The sequence below is a fragment of the Mycobacterium sp. genome (genome assembly GCF_039583805.1).
In the GTDB taxonomy this organism is placed as follows: domain Bacteria; phylum Actinomycetota; class Actinomycetes; order Mycobacteriales; family Mycobacteriaceae; genus Mycobacterium.
On record NZ_JAVKSH010000080.1, the window covers coordinates 1 to 18,484 of the forward strand.

Genomic DNA, 18,484 nt, shown 5'->3' on the forward strand with positions numbered 1-18,484 from the left:
CCTAGTTCGACCTCCCCGAGCGTGAAGCCAGGTTCACGGTCGCACACTGAGCGTGAACCTAGCTTCACGTTCGAGCGGTCAGCTAGACCCGCTCGAGGTAGAAGTAGAAGTACCGACCGTTATCGACGACGCCCTTGCCGTTCATGATGCCCATCACGGCGTTGTCGTCGATCCTCTTGAAGTGATCGTGTACCGGCTGCCCGTCGTAGACCATCGTCGCGGTGACCTCGCCGCGGAACTCCTCCAGCCAGAGGCTGGCCTCGCCCTTGCCCATCTTGACGTTGGAGAAGCGGTTGCCGTCGTCGTCCAGGCACACCAGCGGCTGCACATCGGTAACCGAGTTGAAGGTCTTGCCGAACCAGCGGGCCTTATCCAGTTGCCCGTTCATCCGGTGGCCGGTGACGAATTCGCCGCCCTTCCATTCGCCGAACATGTCATCGACGCTCGCCGGCGCCAAACCCGCCCAGTAGTCGTCGAGCTCGACGTCTTCGATGATGCCGGTGCGCTCCGTGAATTCGGTGAACTTCGTGCGCGCCGAGTCGTAATTCATGATATCCATCCTTTCGCGAACCGCAGCAGCGCGTCGTTTTCGTCCGGTGCGCCGATCGTGACGCGCACACCGTCGCTGCCATACGGCCGGACCACGATCCCCGCCGCGGCGGCCTCTGCCACGAAATCCGCCGTTCGTTCGGCGAGTGGCAGCCAGACGAAGTTGGTCTGCGACGGCGGCACCGCGAATCCCGCGGCGCGCAGCGCCGTGGCCACCCGGGTGCGCTCGGCGGTCACCGCATCGGTTCGGGCCAGCAGCTCCTCGGCGGCGTCCAGCGAGGCGATCGCCGCTGCCTGCGAGACGTTGGTGGTGGTGAACGGCACCGCGACCTTGTTCAGCGCGGTGATCACCTGCGGGTCGCCGACCGCATAGCCCACCCGCAGGCCGGCCAGCCCGTAGGCTTTCGAAAACGTCCGCAGCACAACGACATTGGCAAACGAACTGACCAACCCCAGACTGTCGGGCGCCATGCCGTCGCGGACGTACTCCACGTAGGCCTCGTCGATGGCGATCAGAACCTGCGACGGCACCGCCGCGACGAACCGGGCCAGGTCGTCCGGGTGGACGACGGTGGACGTCGGGTTGTTGGGGTTGCAGATGAAGATCAGCCGGGTCCGTTCGGTGACCGCGGCGAGTATCGCGTCGAGGTCGAACGTGTGCTCCCGCAGCGGGACGTGGACGGGAACGGCGCCGGCCACCCGGACCTGTAGGGGATACATCTCGAAACTGCGCCACCCGAACAGCACCTCGTCGCCGACCGAGGCGGTGGCCGCGACGAGTCGTTGGCACAGGCTCACCGAACCGCACCCGACGGCGATGTGCTCCGCAGCCAGCGTGCCGCCGCCCAGGTGCTGCGCCAACCGCGACCTGAGCTCGGTGTTGTGGTTGTCGGGGTAGCGGTTGACGTCCGCGGCGGCCCGCTCGATCGCCGCCTGCACGCCGGGCAGCGGCCCGTGCACGGTTTCGTTGCTGGCGAGCTTGATCGCACCCTCGATCGTCTTGCCCTCGACGTAGACCGGCAGCTCGGCCAGCTCGGGGCGCAGGTGCGCGGTCACTTCGACAGGATATGTTTGCGCGCTGTACGCTGTGCTGCGCGGCAGCCCCCGGGCTTCCGCGAGGGTCCGGTACCCTCAGGAAATCCGAGGAGGCGTGCCAGAGCGGCCGAATGGGACTCACTGCTAATGAGTTGTCCTCTTAAACGGGGACCGGAGGTTCAAATCCTCTCGCCTCCGCCACCGCGACAACCGAACACAAGCGCCCGTAGCTCAACGGATAGAGCATCTGACTACGGATCAGAAGGTTGGGAGTTCGAATCTCTTCGGGCGCGCTCGTAACCAGCCCACAGGTGTTCCCTGACTATCAGACGCCCGGACAGTTGTCACGGATCGGCGCAACTCGTGCCGAATTCTGCGCGCCGCCGGCCGCGCGTCAGCCTGCGAGTACACGTACGTTCGCATCGGGCAGGCCACGTCGGCGCGGCCGAACCGGGCCGCGATCACCTCGGCCGGGACGCCCGTCGGCTGCACCGTGGTGACTCAGGTTTGCCGAGGGTCGCGCAACCGGATCCGGGGCACACCGCGGCGACCACCATGGTGCATCGACCCTGGTGTGCAGTGCGTCGCTGCGGAGCAGTGCGCGATTCGGTAGTGGATGGGCTGAGAAACCCGGACACCACGACGCCGCTACCGTGCCCAGCGCCGATCGCGCCCTCGCCGATTGGCGCTCGACGCTGCAGACCACTAAGTTTCCTCAGGTGATGTTCTCAGCTGCTGGTGCGGTCGCGCGGTGGATCGCCCCTTTCCTGACGGTTGCGACGGTTGCGGCCGTTGCCGGCATGGGCCATCCTGCCGACCCGGTGCAGGTCGGTCCCGCTCCGGCGGTGCGTTTGGCCGACGAGGTCAACCCGTTTGCCGGCATGCCCCTCTACGTCAACCCCAACTCGGCGGCCATGCGCGCCGCGCAACATGCCGATCCGCCGAGTCCCGAGCTGACCGCCATCGCCAGCACCCCGCAGGCGTACTGGATCGTCCCGGGCTCCTCGGCGGCTACAGTCGCGAAGTACACCGGCGACGCGCAGGATGCCGGCGCCCTCCCTGTTCTGACGCTGTACGGAATCCCGCACCGCGACTGCGGCAGCTTCGCTGCGGGTGGTTTTTCGACGGCCGACGACTACCGCGCGTGGATCGACGGCATCGCATCCGACGTGGGCGCTTCGCAGACGGCGATCATCCTCGAACCCGACGCACTCGCCATGGCCGACTGCCTGTCGCCCGGCCAGCGCAAAGAACGCTTCGGCTTGATTAGCTACGCCGTCGACACGCTGACGCGCAATCCGGGCACGGCCGTGTACATCGACGGTGGTCACTTGCGCTGGCATAGCGCCGAAGACATGGCCGCCAGGCTCAACGAGGCGGGTGTCGCGCGTGCGCGGGGTTTCAGCCTCAACACAGCGAACTTCTTCACCACCGAGGACGAAATCGGTTACGGCGAGGCGATTTCGGCGCTCACGAACGGCTCGCACTACGTCATCGACACGTCGCGCAACGGCGCCGGACCGGCACCGGAGTCCGCGCTCAGCTGGTGCAACCCCAGCGGCCGGGCACTGGGCACTGCGCCCACCGCGGCTACCGGCGGCGCGCACTCCGACGCCTACTTGTGGATCAAACGTCCCGGTGAATCCGACGGGACATGCGGCAAAGGTGATCCACCGGCGGGCACCTTCGTGAATCAGTACGCCATCGATCTGGCCCGCAACGCGGGCCAGTAGGGGGCTCGCGCCGAGCCGCGCGGTCGGCAGGTGTCAGCGTCTGGGGACGCGGCGCGTTAGCGGCCTCGGTGGGGCGACGCCGGACTCGCCGTGCCAGCTCACTACGACCTGCCGCCACGTCGGCGAAGGCGAACTCACCGACCTCGTGAACACAAACGTGGCCGCGATCGCACAACGCCGTGGGCGGGCGGCAGACGCCCTGGTCCTGGCCGAGCCATTGTGAAGTCCCACCACGGCGGCCGGCAAGATTCAGCGCGGCGAGTGCCGCCGGCAGTTCCTCGGCGGCGAGCTGGAGGCAGTGACCCAATGGCACGCACCGCCAACACCCAAAGGATACGTAGATTCCGAAACCGGAGGCGGCGGCCAGGGCCGCCGATGTGCTGAAAGTGGCTGTGGCTCTGCAGCATCGCAGATCCGGCCAAGCCTGATTTAACTTTGCTGCGGCGAGCCCACCGGCAGGTCACTGCTCAGGCTGACGCGCGGGTCAGCCGCTAACAGACCAAAACCTTTGCAGCCAAGCTGATATCGAGTCAGCTAGGGCGCTTGATCCAAGGTTTTTACCCTGCCGCCGATGTTCTGGCGCGGGGCGTCGCCTCTCTCGTCGGACCCGCGGACCAACATATCGAAACCGCCGTAGACGTAGACGTAGACGTAGACGCGGCTGCGCGCACCGCCGCCGAACACCGTGGTGGGCTTGCCGGACAGCAGCACCCGCGCGAAGCTCGCCACCAGGCCGGCCTCCAGCCACCTGCTGCGACAACACGCCGTCCGAGGGCCAAATCAATACTGCCCGTACGAAATTCAAGAGCCGGCTGACGCGGAGTTTCAGGAGTAACACAAACCCGACATGGGTCGCGGATTCCGCAAGGCTGCCCGCGCCGTTGACGGGCATGTCCTGGTCAACCTCGACCGCCCCGCCACCGTGACGTCCGCGAGTTCGCTGAAGCGCAGCTGAGCATCGCGAGCCCTGTGTCGCCGTTGATCGACGACCAAACCGGTTGGAGCGTAGAGAAATTCGTCCGTACCACTCACGGCTACACGCTCGCCCGCCGTCACTGCCGCACACCCGGTGACCCTCGTGCGCGCCAATGCCCGCTTCGCGAAAGGCAAGCTCGACGAAGGCCCCGATGAACCGGATCCCGAGGGTTTTCACGGGCAGTTTTCGGGAGTCTCCTCGCAGGGTTGACAAATCCCAGGTGCTCCCTACTATCCCCACTATCCCCGTAAGAACGCTGACTGAGAAGGCCGTTGATGACCAGTGTTAGGTTGCGCTCGCCAGGTGTTGGGCTGTTGGCGGCCGTCTGTACCGCCGTGTTGGGCGTGTCATCCACCATCACCCCGGTGTCGTCGTCCAGGGTGAAAACGGTTCTGGCCGAGGTGAAGTTGGTCGACGACGAGACCGTGGGGATTATCATGGGCGGCAGCGGCACGCCGATACCTTCGCAGGACTTGATCGACGGGGTGGTTGAGCGATACGACCCCACGACACCCATCTTCCCCGGGCAGCCGTTGTTCCCGGTGGACAAGGTGGAGGGCTTGTTCACGCCGGAGGCCCTGTATCCGACCACCGGCGTCAAAAGCCTGGAGTTCGACCCGTCGGTGGCGGAGGGGGTCAGCATTTTGAACACTGCGATCATGAAGCAGATCGCCGAGGGGAACAACGTCGTTGTCGGGGGTGGTTCGCAGAGCGCCACCATCGAGTCACTGGAGATGCGTGATCTGCTGGCCCTGCCGGCCGCCGAGCGGCCGACAGCGGATCAGCTTTCCTTCGTGGCGCTCGTCGACGTCAGCGCCCCTAACGGCGGCATCCTCGAACGCTTCGACGACCCGAACCTGCCGACGATCACCGTCCCGAGTTTCGGGCTCACGTTCAGCGGCGCGACCCCGGCAGACACCCCCTGGGACACCGTCATCTACGACCAGGAATACGACGGTTTCTCCGACTTCCCTCGCTACCCGATCGATTTGCTGTCGGACATCAACGCGGCCTTGGGCGTCTATTATGTGCACGGCACTCTTACTGATTTCACCGATGCCCAGATCGCGACGGCGGTCAAGTTGCCGGTGTCTGCCGACTACACCGGCCACACCACATACTTCATGCTCCCGACCCAAGATCTGCCGCTGCTGGACCCGCTGCGAGCTGTCCCGATTGTGGGAAACCCGCTGGCCGATCTGCTGCAGCCGGACTTGAAGGTGCTGGTCAACCTGGGCTACGGCCAGATCGACGTCGGCTGGGACACCGGTCCGGCGAACGTGCCCACCCCGATCTCCCTCTCACTGTTCCCGACGGACATCAACGGGGCCGATGTCTTGGCGGCGTTGGCCAGCGGGGCTCAGCAAGGTGTCGCGGACTTCATCGGTGATCTGGGTTCGCTGTCGATGCCCAGCCTGCCGGACGCGATCACCAGTGGCTTCGGCGCGGTCGATTCTCTGCCCAGCTTCACCGATATCGTCAACAACTTCTCCACTGCGATCGCGGATATCTACACCCCTCTTTTGGCTCTGGCAGATTCCGCCAACGCCCTGTTCACCACGCTGCCGGTGTATGACGTCGACTTGTTCGTGCAGGAACTCACGTCAGGTCATCCCCTCGACGCCATCGGTCAACCGATCGCAGCTGACTTCGGATTGGTCCCCCTGCTGGTGCTGTTCGGAATCGCCGGCATCAGTTGATCCCGGTTCCTAGGAACTCCGCGCAACACGCTGTCGGCTGGCCGAAAGTGCCTGTCCTGCAAGGGACAATGGAAGTCCTTCGATGGTCCGCCATTCGGAGCGGAAGACACTTCACGGGTGAACAGTGCCGAGCAGGTCCAGCATCGCGTAGCTGGCGACCTTCGCGCCCAGCGGGATCGCGGCCAGGTCGACGCGGTAGTCGGGGCTGTGCGGCGAATAGGGGAAGAGCTTGCCGGCGGCGTACGCCTCGGCGCACACCTGCGGGTCGGCGACACCGACGAAGAGGTAACCCAACGGCACATCGTGGTGCGGGCCTTTGAGCAGCTGGCAGTCCTCCGACGCGGTGGCCGGCGGCAGGGTGGTCACCACCTTGTCGGAGCCCATGATCGGCTGCAACGCCCGGGCCACGCGGTCGGCCAGCTGCTCGTCGTTGACCAGCGGCGTCGACCCGCCGCCCACCGTGACGACGGGCAGTTGGTCCTCGGGCATGCCGTAGGTCCGGGCGGTGCCCTCGCTGACGGCTTTGATCCCGGCGATCAGCTGCTCCCGGACGTGGGGGTTGAACCAGCGCAGGTTGGCCTTCAGCACCGCCTGGTCGGGGATCACGTTGTAGGTCGAGCCGGCCTGCACCGAACCGACGGTGAGCACCGCGGTCTCCTGCGGGGCGATGATCCGGCTGATGATCGTCTGGAACTGCACGACGGCCAGCGCCGCCATCAGCACCGGGTCCTTGGCCAGTTGCGGCATCGAGCCGTGCCCGCCGACCCCGCGGAACACGATGTCGATCTGGTCGGAGCCCGACATCATCGGGCCGCCGCAGGCCGCCACTAGGCCCACCGGGGCGGGCGCGGTGTGCATGCCGATCAGGAAATCCGGTTTCGGCACGACCTTGTACAGCCCGTCGTCGACCATGGCCTGCGCTCCGGCGATCAGTTCCTCGGCGGGCTGGCCGACGAGCACCGCGGTGCCCGACCAGTCGTCGGTGGTCTGGGCCAGCACCCGCGCCATCCCGAGCATCCAGGTGACGTGCGCGTCGTGACCGCACACGTGGGCCACGGGTGTCTGGGTGCCGTCGTCGCGGGTGAGCCGCACCGTGCTCGCGTAGTCCAGGCCGGTGGCCTCCTCGACGGGCAGCGCGTCCATGTCGGCGCGGTACATGACGGCCGGGCCGGGGCCGTTGGACAGCGTCGCCGCGACACCGGTGCCGCCGATCCCGGTCGTCACCGAGAAGCCGAGATCGGTCAGTGTCGTGGCGACGATTCCCGCCGTTCGCGTCTCGGCGAAACCCAGTTCGGGGTGGCGGTGAATGTCCTTGAACAGCTGGGTCAGACGCGACGTGTCGGCGTCGACCAATGAGTCGACGCGGTCTGCCAATCCTTGTGGCACGGGCTGCCTCCTTTGCAAGCGGATGCTCTCACGGCGTGCGCAGCACCTGCCGCGCGATGGCGTACTTGTGCACCTCGGTGGGGCCGTCGTAAAGCCGGAACGCCCGTATGTCGGAGAAGATCGCCCCGACCGGTGTCTCGTCGGAAATGCCTATGCCGCCGAGGATCTGGACGCAGCGGTCGGCGACCCGGAACAGCTCCTCGGACACGAACGCCTTCACCATCGAGCTTTCGTGCCGGCCCTTGGCGCCGGTGTCCAACGCCCAGCACGCCCACCAGATGGCCAAACGGCATTGCTGCAAGGCGATTTCGTTGTCGGCGATCATGAAGCCCACACCCTGGTGCTCGCCGAGCGGTTTGCCGAACGCGGTGCGCTCGCGGGCGTGCGCCACCGCGATCGACTGCGCCCGCGACGCCGCGCCCAGCCAGCGCATGCAGTGCGTCAGCCGGGCCGGCGCCAGCCGCAGCTGCGCGTAGCGCAGCGCCTGCCCGACCTCGCCGAGTACCGCCGACGCCGGCAGCCGCAGGTCGGCCAACCGCACCACGCCGTGGCCTTCGACGTAGTTGCGGTCCATGGTGTTCATCACCCGCTCCAGCTCGATGCCGGGGGTCTGCCCGTCGCACAAGAACAGCGTCGGTCCGTCGGGGCCGTGCGGGTTGGGCGCGACGCGGGCCATGATGATCCAGGTGCGGGCGCCGTTTGCCCCGGTGATCAGCCACTTGCGGCCGTTGACGACGTAGTCGGTGCCGTCGAACTCGGCGGTGGTCATCAGCTGGCCCGGGTCCGAACCGGCGCCGCCGGGTTCGGTCATCGCGAACACCGAGCGGCACCGCCCGTCGATCACCGGCACCAGGAACCGCTCGGCCTGCTCATCGGTGGCGATGCGGCCCAGCAGCGCCATGTTGGCTTCGTCGGGGGCGGCGCAGTTCAGCGCCACCGGTCCCAGCGTCGACCAGCCGGCCGCCTCCAACAGCACCGCCTGCTCGCGGTGCGAGGGTTCTCGGCCGCCGAACCGCGTCGGCGCCTGAAACGTCAGCAATCCCGCGTCGCGGGCCAGTTCCACCAGCTCGGCGCGCAGCGTGTCGTCGGGGCCGTGCCGGGTGACCCGGGGGTCGGTCTCGTACGGCACGATCTGCTCGACGACGAACGCGCGGATCTCGTCGCGCAACGCGGCCAGGTCGGCGGGAATGTCGAAATCGATCATGGGGCTCCGTCCATCAACGCCAACGCCTGCTCGAACAGCTTGACCGTGGCGGCGTGCAGCTGGTCGCCGACCTCTTTGGGCGCTTTGCCGGCGCAGGCCCGCGCCAGCGTGCCCTCGATGACGATGCCCAGCTTGAAGCAGGCCAGCACGGTGTAGAAGGTGATGTGCGACAGGTCGCGGGTGGTGCCCTCGGCGTAGCGCGCCACCAGGTCGTCGGGGCCGGCCAACCCGTCGGCCTCGGACAGCCGGTGCCCGAACACGTCGGAGCCGTCGGGCTGGCGCCAGGTCGCCAGCATCCAGCCCAGGTCCAGCAGCGGATCGCCGATGGTGCACATCTCCCAGTCGACGATCGCCACCACCTCGGGCCCGGTGCGGGAGAACATCACGTTGGCGGCGTGGTAGTCGCCGTGCATGATGCCCGGCGTCCACGCCGACGGCCGGTGCGCTTCGAGCCAGGTGGCGACGTCGTCGACCCCGGGGATCTGCGGCCCCGGATAGTTCTCGAACTCGTTGTAGGACTCCAGCTCCGAAAGCCAGCGCGGCACTTGACGTTCCAGGAAACCCTCCGGTTTGCCGAAGTCGGCGAGCCCGACGGCGACATGGTCGACCGCACCCAGCTTGGCCAGCGCGTCGGCCATCGACAGGCCCATGCCGAACCGCACCGCCGGGTCGGTGGCGTGCAGCGCCGGCAGCTCCTGGCCGGCGTTGAACCCGTCGACGGGCTCCATCAGGTAGAAGACGGCCCCGACATCGCCGCCGAGCACGCCCGGGTCGTCGCAGATGGCGATCAGGCGCGGATGCGGCACGTCGGTGCCGGCCAGCGCGGCCAGCACCCGGGTCTCGCGCAGGATCACCGTGTTGCTGCGCGGGCGCAGGTGGAGCGGCCCGCGCCGCAGCACGTACGGCCGGCCGGACCGGCTGAACCTCAGCATCACGTTCTGGGTTCCGCCGCTGAGCTCGGTCACGTCGTCCAGCGGGCCCTCGCCCAGGCCCTGCCGCGACATCCAGTCCGCGACCGCGTTCAGGTTGTGCACGGAGCTGAAGCTACCGGTAGCCGTGCCCGGTCGATTCGCGGAGGTCGGCTCGTCTGCAGGGATCTCTGCAAAGATCGCGGTATGACGCCACCTGTTGTCCAGCGCTGGATCGAGATCGTCGAGAACGAACGCGCCGAGGATCTCGACAGTCTGCTCGCCGAGGACGCCGTGTTCTTCTCACCGGCGCTGTTCACCCCGCAGGAAGGCCGCGCGAAGGCGCTGGCATACCTGCGGGCGGCGGTAAAGATGTTCGACGACACCGGTTTTCACTACGTCGAGCAGTGGTACAACGAGCGCTCCGCGATCCTGGAGTTTGCCGCGACCGTCGACGGTGTCTACGTCAACGGCATCGACATGATCCACTGGAACGACGAAGGCCAGATCGTGTCGTTCAAGGTGATGTTGCGACCGCTCAAGGCGTTGCAGACCATCATCGCGGCGATGGCAGAACTGCTGCGGCAGTAGGCCGATGGCAGACCGACGGGCCCGGCTCGGCGACGTCCACCAGATCGCCGCCGCGATGCCGTACGTCAAGCGCGTCGACGGCCCGCAGGGCACTGCGATCTACCAGGTCGGAGCCAGGCCGTTCGTGTTCTGCCGTAGCCCGCAGCCCGACGCCGCCGACCCCGAGACCGGGCAGCGCTACGCCGACCTCGGCACATGGTGTGCCCGAAACGGGACGCGTACCCTCCGATGCTGACCGGCGACGAGAGGGATCACGATGGCCAGAACTGACGACGACTCCTGGGACATCACCGAGAGCGTGGGGTCCACCGCGCTGGGTGTGGCCGCGGCCCGCGCCGCCGAGACCGCGAGCGAAAATCCGCTCATCAGCGATCCGTTCGCGCGGGTGTTCGTCGAGGCGGCGGGCACCGGCATGTGGAACCTCTACGCGAGCCCGCCCGCCGACATCGAGCCGGAACTGCGGGTGTGGCTCACCGCGATGGTCGACTTCATGGCTGTGCGCACCGCCTTTTTCGACGAGTTCTTCCTGGCCGCCGCGGAGTCGGGGGTGCGGCAAATGGTCATTCTGGCAGCCGGTTTGGACGCCCGCGCCTGGCGGCTGCCGTGGCCGGACGGGGTCACGGTCTACGAGCTGGACCAGCCGAAGGTGCTGGACTTCAAGACCACCACCCTGCGCCGCCACGGCGCACACCCGGCCTGCGATCAGGTTGCCGTGCCGGTAGATCTGCGTCAGGACTGGCCGGAAGCGTTGCAGCAAGCCGGGTTTGACGCGTCGCAACCCTGCGCCTGGTCCGCCGAGGGGCTGCTGCGATATCTGCCTGCAGCGGGTCAGGATCTGCTGTTCGAGCGCATCCACGCGCTGAGCGCCGCCGGCAGCCGGCTGGCCGCCAACGCACCGGGTGAGGGTTTCCTCGATCCGGACCTGCTGACCCGCCAGCGTCAGCGGATGCAGCGGTTTCGGGCCGAGGCCGCGGAGCTGACAGGGCACCGGCCGCCGGACATCGACGAGCTGTGGTACGCCGAGGAGCGCACCGACGTCGGCGCCTGGCTGCGCGAGCGCGGCTGGGACGCCACGGTGGTCGGCATGTCGGACATGCTGGCGCGCTACGGGCGCGGCGTCCCCGAACGCGACGCGATGCCGCCGACCGTTTTCGTGTCCGCGCGCCGCACCGATGCCTTCACAGCCGACACATAGCGCCGTTACAGCATCGGCCGACTCCTGCAGCGCATACTGGACGCTTGTGAGCCAACCGCAGGTCGAGCGTGTGGTGATGCGCCGGGCCGACGGCAACCCGATCCATGTGCTGGTGGTCGACGACGAAGTCGTGCTGGCCGAGATGGTGTCGATGGCCCTGCGCTACGAGGGCTGGGATGTGGCGACCGCCGCCGACGGAGCGTCGGCGCTGGCCGCCGCCCGTGCGCAGCGTCCCGACGTCGTCGTTCTCGACGTGATGCTGCCCGACACCAGTGGCCTGGACGTGTTACGTCAACTGCGCCAACACAATCCGGCGCTGCCGGTGCTGCTGCTGACCGCGAAGGACGCGGTGGAGGACCGCATCGCGGGCCTGACGGCCGGCGGTGACGACTACGTCACCAAACCGTTCAGCCTGGAAGAGGTGGTGCTGCGGCTGCGCGCCCTGCTGCGGCGCACCGGGGTGACCACGGTGGACAGCGGCGCGCAGATCGTCGTCGGCGATCTGGTGCTCGATGAGGACAGCCACGAGGTGACCCGAGCCGGCGAGCCGATCACGCTGACCTCCACCGAGTTCGAGTTGCTGCGGTTCATGATGCGCAACTCCAAGCGGGTGCTGAGCAAGGCGCAGATCCTGGACCGGGTGTGGAGCTACGACTTCGGCGGCCGGTCCAACATCGTCGAGCTCTACATCTCCTACCTGCGCAAGAAGATCGACAACGGACGCGAGCCCATGATCCACACGCTGCGCGGCGTCGGCTATGTCCTCAAGCCGGCTCGCTAGCGCACCGCGCAGCTGGTCGCTGCGGGTTCGGTTGCTGGCCGGCCAGCTCGTCGTGCTCACCCTCGTCTGCGTCGGGATCGGCTCGGTGACCGAGCTGGCGTTGCACCGCTACCTGGTCGGTCAGCTCGACGTGCAGCTGCACGACGCCGCGCACCGCTCGGTGCGGTTTTACGGCGAACCGCCGCACCAGGGGGCGTGGCGCCACCACCGCCCACCGCGGCCCGGCCCCGGCCCGGAGTTCCTGGATGCGCCCGCTCAGCCGGTCGGCATGGTCGCTGCCGTGGTCGGCGACGGCGCGACGCTCGACGCCGGATACCTGACCGCGGTGGGCACCCGGGCCGTGTTGAGCGACGCCGCCACGGCGCAGCTCGCCGCGGTGCCCGCCGATGGCGCACCGGTGACCCGGGATCTCGACGGCCTGGGCCGCTACCGCGTGCTGGCCGCGCATGCCCGGCACGGCGACGAGGTGATCGTCACCGGGCTGTCGATGTCGACCGTGGACGCCACCATGCTGCGGGTGCTGCTGATCTTCGTGGTGGTCACGGCGGTCGCGTTGGCCGCCGCGACCACCGCCGGCGTGGTGATCATCCGCCACGCGCTGGCCCCGCTGCGTCGCGTCGCGCACACCGCGGGCGAGGTCGTCGACCTGCCGCTGGACCGCGGCGAGGTGGCGCTTCCGGTGCGGGTGCCCGACGCCGACGCCAACCCGCGCACCGAGGTCGGCCAGCTCGGCAACGCGCTGAACCGGATGCTCGAGCACATCGCGGCTGCGCTGTCGACGCGGCAGGCCAGTGAGACCCGGGTGCGTCAGTTCGTCGCCGACGCCAGCCACGAACTGCGCACGCCGCTGGCCGCCATCCATGGCTACGCCGAACTGGCGCAACGGATGTGCGAGGACGACTGGGATACCGACGCGGTCGCGCACGCGATGAGCCGGGTGCTCTCCGAAACCGAGCGGATGACGCGGCTGGTGGAGGACCTGCTGCTGCTCGCCAGGCTGGACTCCGGCCGGCCGCTGGAACGCGAGCCGGTGGACCTCTCGCGGATGGCGGTCGACGCGGTCAGCGACGCCCATATCGCCGGGCCCGATCACCAGTGGCGGCTCGACCTGCCCGAGGAGCCGGTGATCGTGGCCGGCGATGCGGCCCGGCTGCACCAGGTGATGAGCAACCTGCTCGCCAACGCCCGCGTCCACACCGGCCCGGGCACCGTCGTGACGACCCGGTTGAGCACCGACCCGACGCAGACCGTGCTGAGCGTGATCGACGACGGGCCGGGGATTCCCGAGCCGTTGCAGCCGGAGGTGTTCGCGCGGTTCGCCCGCGGCGACACGTCGCGCTCCCGCAAGGGCGGCAGCACCGGTCTGGGTTTGGCGATCGTGTCGGCGGTGGTGAAGGCCCACGGCGGCACCATCGGTGTCCGGAGCCGGCCCGGCCACACGGAATTCGCGGTGCGGCTGCCGCTGACGGACCCACCTGACCGCAGCCCGTCATCCGGGCATACCGTGGCGACACCGTCTCCGGGGCGGTCACCAGCTCCGGGAGGTGAGGACGGCGAGTGAGCGGAAACGACGCCGATTCACGCCGGGCGCGGGAGACCGTTACCCGCGTTTCGCGCGTTTGAGCCCGGCACACCGGGATCGCTGGCACCGTCGTCTGCATGGAACAAAAACCGCCGGCCGACGTCATCGCACGGGCACACCGTGAACACCTGGACTCGTTGCCGTTGGGTGACACACAGGATTTCGACGACGCCGACCGCGGGTTCGTCGCGGCGTTGACACCCTGTGTGGTGACGACGGCTGACGGGCGGGTGGTGTGGGACAACGATTCCTATTCCTTCCTCACCGGTGACGCGCCGGCGTCAGTCCATCCCAGCCTGTGGCGGCAGTCGATTCTGACCGCCAAACAGGGCCTCTACGAGGTGGTGCCGGGGATCTACCAGGTTCGGGGTCTGGACATCTCCAACGTCACGTTCGTGGAGGGTGACGACGGGATCATCGTGATCGATCCGTTGATCTGCACCGAGGTGGCCGCCGCGGCGCTGGCGCTTTACCGCGCCCATCGCGGCGACCGCCTGGTCGTGGCGGTCGTCTACACCCACAGTCACGTCGACCATTTCGGCGGCGTCTTGGGCGTCACCTCCCAGGCCGACGTCGACGCCGGCCGAGTCGCCGTCGTAGCCCCGGCAGGGTTCACCGAGCACGCCGTCGCGGAGAACGTCTACGCCGGGCCCGCGATGACACGCCGCGCCTCCTATATGTACGGCGCTCTGCTGCAACGCGGTCCGCGCTCGCAGGTGGGTTGTGGTCTCGGGCAGGGTCCGTCGACGGGCGAGGTGGGCCTGATCGTTCCGACGGTGCACATCCGGGAAACCGGCGAGATGCACAGCATCGACGGGGTGCAGATCGAGTTCCAGATGGCCCCGGGCACCGAGGCGCCGGCCGAAATGCATTTCTATTTAACGCGATTCCGCGCGTTGTGCATGGCCGAGAACGCCACCCACAACCTGCACAACCTGTTGACCCTGCGCGGCGCGCTGGTGCGTGACCCGCACGCCTGGTCGGGCTATCTCACCGAGGCAATCGACACCTTCGCCGACCGCACCGACGTCGTGTTCGCCTCCCACCATTGGCCGACCTGGGGCCGCGAGCGCATCGTGGAATTCCTGTCGCTGCAACGCGACCTGTATGCATACCTGCACGACCAGACGCTGCGGCTGCTCAACCAGGGTCACACCGGCGCGGAGATCGCCGAAACGCTGCAGATGCCGCCCGCGCTGGACAGGGCGTGGCACACCCACGGTTACTACGGGTCGGTCAGCCACAACGTCAAGGCGATCTACCAGCGTTACATGGGCTGGTTCGACGGTAACCCGGCCCGGCTGTGGCCGCACCCGCCGCAGCAGCTGGCCGTACGCTACGTCGACGCGATGGGCGGCGTCGACCGCGTTGTCGCACCCGCTACAACCGCATTCGAGGACGGTGACTTCCGTTGGGCGGCAACGCTGCTCGATCATGCGGTCTTCGCCGACGAACACCATGCCGCGGCCCGGGCGCTCTACGCCGACACCCTGGAGCAGCTGGCCTACGCAGCGGAGAACGCGACCTGGCGCAACTTCTTCCTGACCGGCGCCGCCGAGTTGCGCGGCGGCAAACTCGGTGTCGCCGCCCGCCTCACGTCGCTGTCGTTGCTGTCCGCGCTGACGCCGGAGCAGATCTTCGACGGCCTGGCGATCAGTGTGAACGGGCCCCGCGCCTGGGAGGTCGACCTTGTCGTCGACATCTCGTTCGCGCAACCGGACACCAACTACCGCCTCAGCCTGCGCAACGGTGTGCTGATCCAGCGCAACGTGCCGGCCGATGCGGCAACCGCCGATGCGACGGTGCGGCTGGACAGCCCCGCCAGCCTGGTCGCACTGCTGACCGGCGATGTCGCCCCGCCGGGCCTGGACGTCTCCGGCGACCCGATGGCGTTGCAGACGCTGCTGGGTCTCCTCGACCGGCCGGACCCGAGTTTTGCCACCGTCACCCCGTAGCCCGGGCTCAGGGCAGGGGCAGCAGATCCAACGGCATCGCGGCGAAACTCGGTGCGACATCAGCTCCCTGTGACGCGAACTGCGCGGTGATCTCGGCGCTGAGGGTGTTGAAGTCGGCCAGGGCGGTGCTCGGGTTGAGCGCTTGGGAAACCGACTGAGCCAGGCTCAGCAGCGAGTCCGCGAAGGAGGCGGAGCCCGGCGACGTTGCCGAGTAGCTGCTCGCATTCATGATCGACACCGCGAGATCGTCACGGGCGTTGAGGAATCCGGCGGTGATACTGGTGCCCGGATCGGTCAGCGTTTCGTTCGCGACGGATCCGAGCCCGCCGATGCCCTTGACGACATCCGTCAACACCTGCGACCAATCGTGCGCCGAGACAGCACTTTTCAAGGCCTGGCCGGTTCCCTCGACGACGACGAGCGTACGCAGCAACGCCAGGATGGTGGGCATCTCGATGTCGTTGACGGCCAGCGATAGGTTGTCCTGCAGGGCCAGAAAGGCGCCGTGCGGATCGGCCACGATGTCGTGAATGATGGTGAACAGGTTGGGGGTCAGCGACGGGTCTATCAACCGGTCCAGCACGGAGGGGACGAATTGCGGCGCACCGTACTGCGTGCTCTGACCGCCGAAAATGTCGGCGTACGTCTGGGGTCCCAGCGCCGCCTTGATCTGGTCGTATTCGAGGTTGCTTCCCAGCCAGCCGATGTTCTCGTTCTGGTCGTGGGTGTAGTCCCATTCGAACAGTCGCAATTGGGCGTCGGCTGCGTACTGCGCGGGGGTGACGGTGGGGGTGTCAGCCGGCAGGTATTGCTTGACGTCGGCGACGGGCACGACTTCGGACGTCACCGGTATCGGAGTGGTCGGAATGTGGCTAGTGCCCTGGAACCGCAGCCAGATCCCGCCGTCGGCGGCGCCGTTGTCGTTGAGCCAGTTCGCCACACCCGGGTCCTGGCTGCTGACGACGTAATAGGTGTAACCGCCAGGATCATGGAAGGTGTCGCCGGCGTTGAGGCTGCCGGTCGCGGTCGCCGACGGGGCCGTCTGCCCGTAGATGTTGGTGACCATGGCGCTGGCGTAGGCACCGTTCACCTCGGGCACCTTGATGACGAGCGCCTGGTCGGGTTGAAGCGAGTATTGACCGGAACTGAGCAATTGGTTGCCGTCGTTCAGTAGTGGCCCCGGCATGTAGTCACTGGTCGGCTGGATGGGGCTGAGATCGTTGACCGGCACATAGGTATTGGTGGTGTCGATCTGCCCGTAATAGTCGGGTGAGGCGACTTCGTTGGCGGCGTTCTGCGCGACTGGACTCAGAATCGATTCGATGTCGGCAGTCGTCAACAGCGGGGGGTGGAGCGGGCTCGGCGCGGGGACACCCTGTTCGGTGATCGCGAAAGAATCGTGCGGCAAACCCCAGTTACCGACGCTGTCGCGCACGATCGTCCGCTCGGCGTCGGTGGGGATGCCCACCCAGTTGCCCTGTTGCGGCGTGGAACTGAAAATCAGCGTGTAGGTGCCGTTGGGGTTGGGCGTCGCCTCGCTCAAGTTGTAGCTGGAGATGGCGCTGCCGAACGGGGTGGTCACACCGGTGCCGGGGACGAAGGTGAAGGTCACGTCGCTGGTGCCGCTGGGGCCGGCCGGAGGCGTGATGGTCATCGTGTACGTGTGGTCCGGCGACAGCGGTAGCGCGGTGTACTGGTCGTCGGGGTTCTCGTAGACGAGAAGGTTCTGGTTGTCGGTGGCGCTGGCCTCCCACGGGTAGGGGGCTAAGGGGATGGCGACGTTGTTCAGTTGGTCGTAGTTGAACTGGAGAATTTGACCGGCCTCCATGGTCTGCAGCGCATTCTGGGCGTACTCGTGCGCCATGAGCAGATCAGGTGGAGTGACGAACGGGTACTGGCTCACGTCGGCCTGGATCTGGGCTTGCGCTTCGAGCAGTTGGTCGATCAGAGGCTGCAGCGAATCCGTGGACAGCAGCCGGAAGGCGTTCGACAGCACCGGGCCGGCTCCGGCCACCTGCGGCAGCATCGTCACCATCGCCACCGCGCCGGTTGCCACGGTCGCCGCCACACCGGCCACGCGCGCACCGCGGCTTGGCCGGCCAGACCGTCGCGGCCGAGCCTGGTCGAGGTGATCGCCGGCGCGGTGATCGTCCTTTGTGAGCGGATGGTGCGTGTCGAGCCCGGTGGAGCCTTCCCGATCGCCCGGTGCGATCGCCCGGTGCGCGAATGCAATGTCAGTCATGCCATCCTCCGGTGTCCGACCCTGCCCGTCGAGTGAGTAAGTGCCCGTCGAATAAGTAAGTCATGAGATATCCGACCACCCGGAACGTAATCGTCGGCGACCAGATGCAGGCCGACAAGAGCAGTTCCCACCTGTTTTCCACTTGCGGCGGTGCACAGTGCACCGCATTGAGTAGCCTCAGCCAATGAGCGTGATACGGCCATCGGGACGGGTGCGTGAGCTGATGCGGCAGGGAGCTGAAAAGGCCGTGATCAACTCCCAGATATGGCTCAGAAAGCTGGACGAAGCGGCCCTGGCATCGGAGTACATGCGGACCGTCGTCGACGATCCGGTGCTCGCCGATGCGATCCGCCGATGCAATCGGTCGAACGGGCTGCACTGGGTGGCCGCCAACATCAGCCATCCCGGCGAGCCGGTTCCGGCCAATGTCGGGGCGGAGTCACTCAATGTCGTCCGCTACCTGGTTCGCCGCGGTCTGGACGAGTCGGCAGTCGTCGACCTGTACCGGATCGGGCACGACGTGGCGTGGCGAGCCTGGATGCGGACCGCGTTTGCGTTGGTATCCGACCGCGACGAATTGCGCGAACTCCTCGACGTGTCGGCATCCTCGATGACGTCGTTCATCGATGCGACGATCGCCGGAATCT

At 67.4% G+C, this 18,484-nt stretch carries 13 protein-coding genes, 2 tRNA genes and 3 pseudogenes; 11 read left to right on the forward strand and 7 right to left on the reverse strand.

From position 1 onward, the window contains the following. Positions 1 to 82: 82 nt before the first annotated feature. Entirely contained in the window at positions 83 to 550 is a 468-nt protein-coding gene (locus ABDW21_RS11920; protein ID WP_343601227.1) for a DUF4334 domain-containing protein, read from the reverse strand. After that, entirely contained in the window at positions 547 to 1,605 is a 1,059-nt protein-coding gene (gene hisC / locus ABDW21_RS11925) for a histidinol-phosphate transaminase (RefSeq protein WP_343601226.1), read from the reverse strand. Before hisC ends, ABDW21_RS11920 begins: the two co-directional genes overlap by 4 nt. An 88-nt stretch (positions 1,606 to 1,693) precedes the next feature. On the opposite strand from hisC, the gene ABDW21_RS11930 reads away from it, so the two are divergent. The 3 genes from ABDW21_RS11930 to ABDW21_RS11940 all read left to right on the forward strand — a co-directional run bounded on the left by ABDW21_RS11930 (position 1,694) and on the right by ABDW21_RS11940 (position 3,317). After that, positions 1,694 to 1,785, forward strand: a tRNA-Ser gene (locus ABDW21_RS11930). 19 nt (positions 1,786 to 1,804) lie between these two features. Beyond that, positions 1,805 to 1,877 (forward strand) — tRNA-Arg (locus tag ABDW21_RS11935). A 426-nt stretch (positions 1,878 to 2,303) separates the two neighbouring features. After that, complete coding sequence (locus ABDW21_RS11940) at positions 2,304 to 3,317, forward strand: glycoside hydrolase family 6 protein (protein ID WP_343601225.1); 1,014 nt, start codon at positions 2,304 to 2,306, stop codon at positions 3,315 to 3,317. A gap of 636 nt (positions 3,318 to 3,953) precedes the next feature. Here ABDW21_RS11940 and ABDW21_RS11945 read toward each other — a convergent pair. Continuing rightward, a pseudogene (locus ABDW21_RS11945) lies at positions 3,954 to 4,058 on the reverse strand (UDP-glucose 4-epimerase); the annotation flags it as partial. Between the two features lie 615 nt (positions 4,059 to 4,673). Between ABDW21_RS11945 and ABDW21_RS11950 the strand changes: the two are divergent. Next, complete coding sequence (locus ABDW21_RS11950) at positions 4,674 to 5,993, forward strand: PE-PPE domain-containing protein (RefSeq protein ID WP_343601224.1); 1,320 nt, start codon at positions 4,674 to 4,676, stop codon at positions 5,991 to 5,993. 111 nt (positions 5,994 to 6,104) lie between these two features. Here the strand turns inward: ABDW21_RS11950 and ABDW21_RS11955 are convergent, their stop codons facing one another. The 3 genes from ABDW21_RS11955 to ABDW21_RS11965 are packed head-to-tail and all read right to left on the reverse strand — an operon-like array spanning position 6,105 to position 9,587. Beyond that, the gene (locus tag ABDW21_RS11955) at positions 6,105 to 7,379 is read right to left on the reverse strand and encodes an amidohydrolase (protein WP_343601223.1); all 1,275 of its coding nucleotides are present in this window, start codon (positions 7,377 to 7,379) and stop codon (positions 6,105 to 6,107) included. Between the two features lie 28 nt (positions 7,380 to 7,407). Beyond that, positions 7,408 to 8,583: an acyl-CoA dehydrogenase gene (locus ABDW21_RS11960; RefSeq protein ID WP_343601222.1), complete on the reverse strand. Its 1,176-nt coding sequence runs from the start codon at positions 8,581 to 8,583 to the stop codon at positions 7,408 to 7,410. Next, complete coding sequence (locus ABDW21_RS11965; protein ID WP_343601231.1) at positions 8,580 to 9,587, reverse strand: phosphotransferase family protein; 1,008 nt, start codon at positions 9,585 to 9,587, stop codon at positions 8,580 to 8,582. Before ABDW21_RS11965 ends, ABDW21_RS11960 begins: the two co-directional genes overlap by 4 nt. Before the next feature lie 111 nt (positions 9,588 to 9,698). On the opposite strand from ABDW21_RS11965, the gene ABDW21_RS11970 reads away from it, so the two are divergent. From ABDW21_RS11970 to ABDW21_RS11995, 6 genes and pseudogenes are all read left to right on the forward strand, one after another. After that, positions 9,699 to 10,082 carry a nuclear transport factor 2 family protein gene (locus ABDW21_RS11970; RefSeq protein WP_343601221.1) on the forward strand — a complete coding sequence of 128 codons (384 nt, stop codon included), beginning with the start codon at positions 9,699 to 9,701 and terminating at the stop codon, positions 10,080 to 10,082. 4 nt (positions 10,083 to 10,086) lie between these two features. Beyond that, positions 10,087 to 10,269, forward strand: a pseudogene (locus tag ABDW21_RS11975) (hypothetical protein); the annotation flags it as partial. A gap of 69 nt (positions 10,270 to 10,338) precedes the next feature. Next, positions 10,339 to 11,277: a class I SAM-dependent methyltransferase gene (locus tag ABDW21_RS11980; protein WP_343601220.1), complete on the forward strand. Its 939-nt coding sequence runs from the start codon at positions 10,339 to 10,341 to the stop codon at positions 11,275 to 11,277. A gap of 76 nt (positions 11,278 to 11,353) precedes the next feature. Beyond that, positions 11,354 to 12,058, forward strand: coding sequence for a response regulator transcription factor (locus ABDW21_RS11985; protein WP_343601230.1), 705 nt, complete (start codon positions 11,354 to 11,356; stop codon positions 12,056 to 12,058). Beyond that, positions 12,036 to 13,619 (forward strand): HAMP domain-containing sensor histidine kinase, encoded by a 1,584-nt coding sequence (locus tag ABDW21_RS11990; RefSeq protein WP_343601219.1) that lies wholly within the window; start codon positions 12,036 to 12,038, stop codon positions 13,617 to 13,619. The genes ABDW21_RS11985 and ABDW21_RS11990 overlap by 23 nt, the downstream gene beginning before the upstream one ends. Before the next feature lie 98 nt (positions 13,620 to 13,717). Beyond that, a complete protein-coding gene (locus ABDW21_RS11995) occupies positions 13,718 to 15,595 on the forward strand; it encodes an alkyl sulfatase dimerization domain-containing protein (protein WP_343601218.1) in 1,878 nt (625 codons plus the stop codon). Positions 15,596 to 15,602: 7 nt separating this feature from the next. On the opposite strand, the gene ABDW21_RS12000 is transcribed toward ABDW21_RS11995, so the two are convergent. Next, positions 15,603 to 17,672: a hypothetical protein gene (locus ABDW21_RS12000; protein WP_343710480.1), complete on the reverse strand. Its 2,070-nt coding sequence runs from the start codon at positions 17,670 to 17,672 to the stop codon at positions 15,603 to 15,605. Between the two features lie 349 nt (positions 17,673 to 18,021). On the opposite strand from ABDW21_RS12000, the pseudogene ABDW21_RS12005 reads away from it, so the two are divergent. Then, a pseudogene (locus ABDW21_RS12005) lies at positions 18,022 to 18,484 on the forward strand (PucR family transcriptional regulator); the annotation flags it as partial.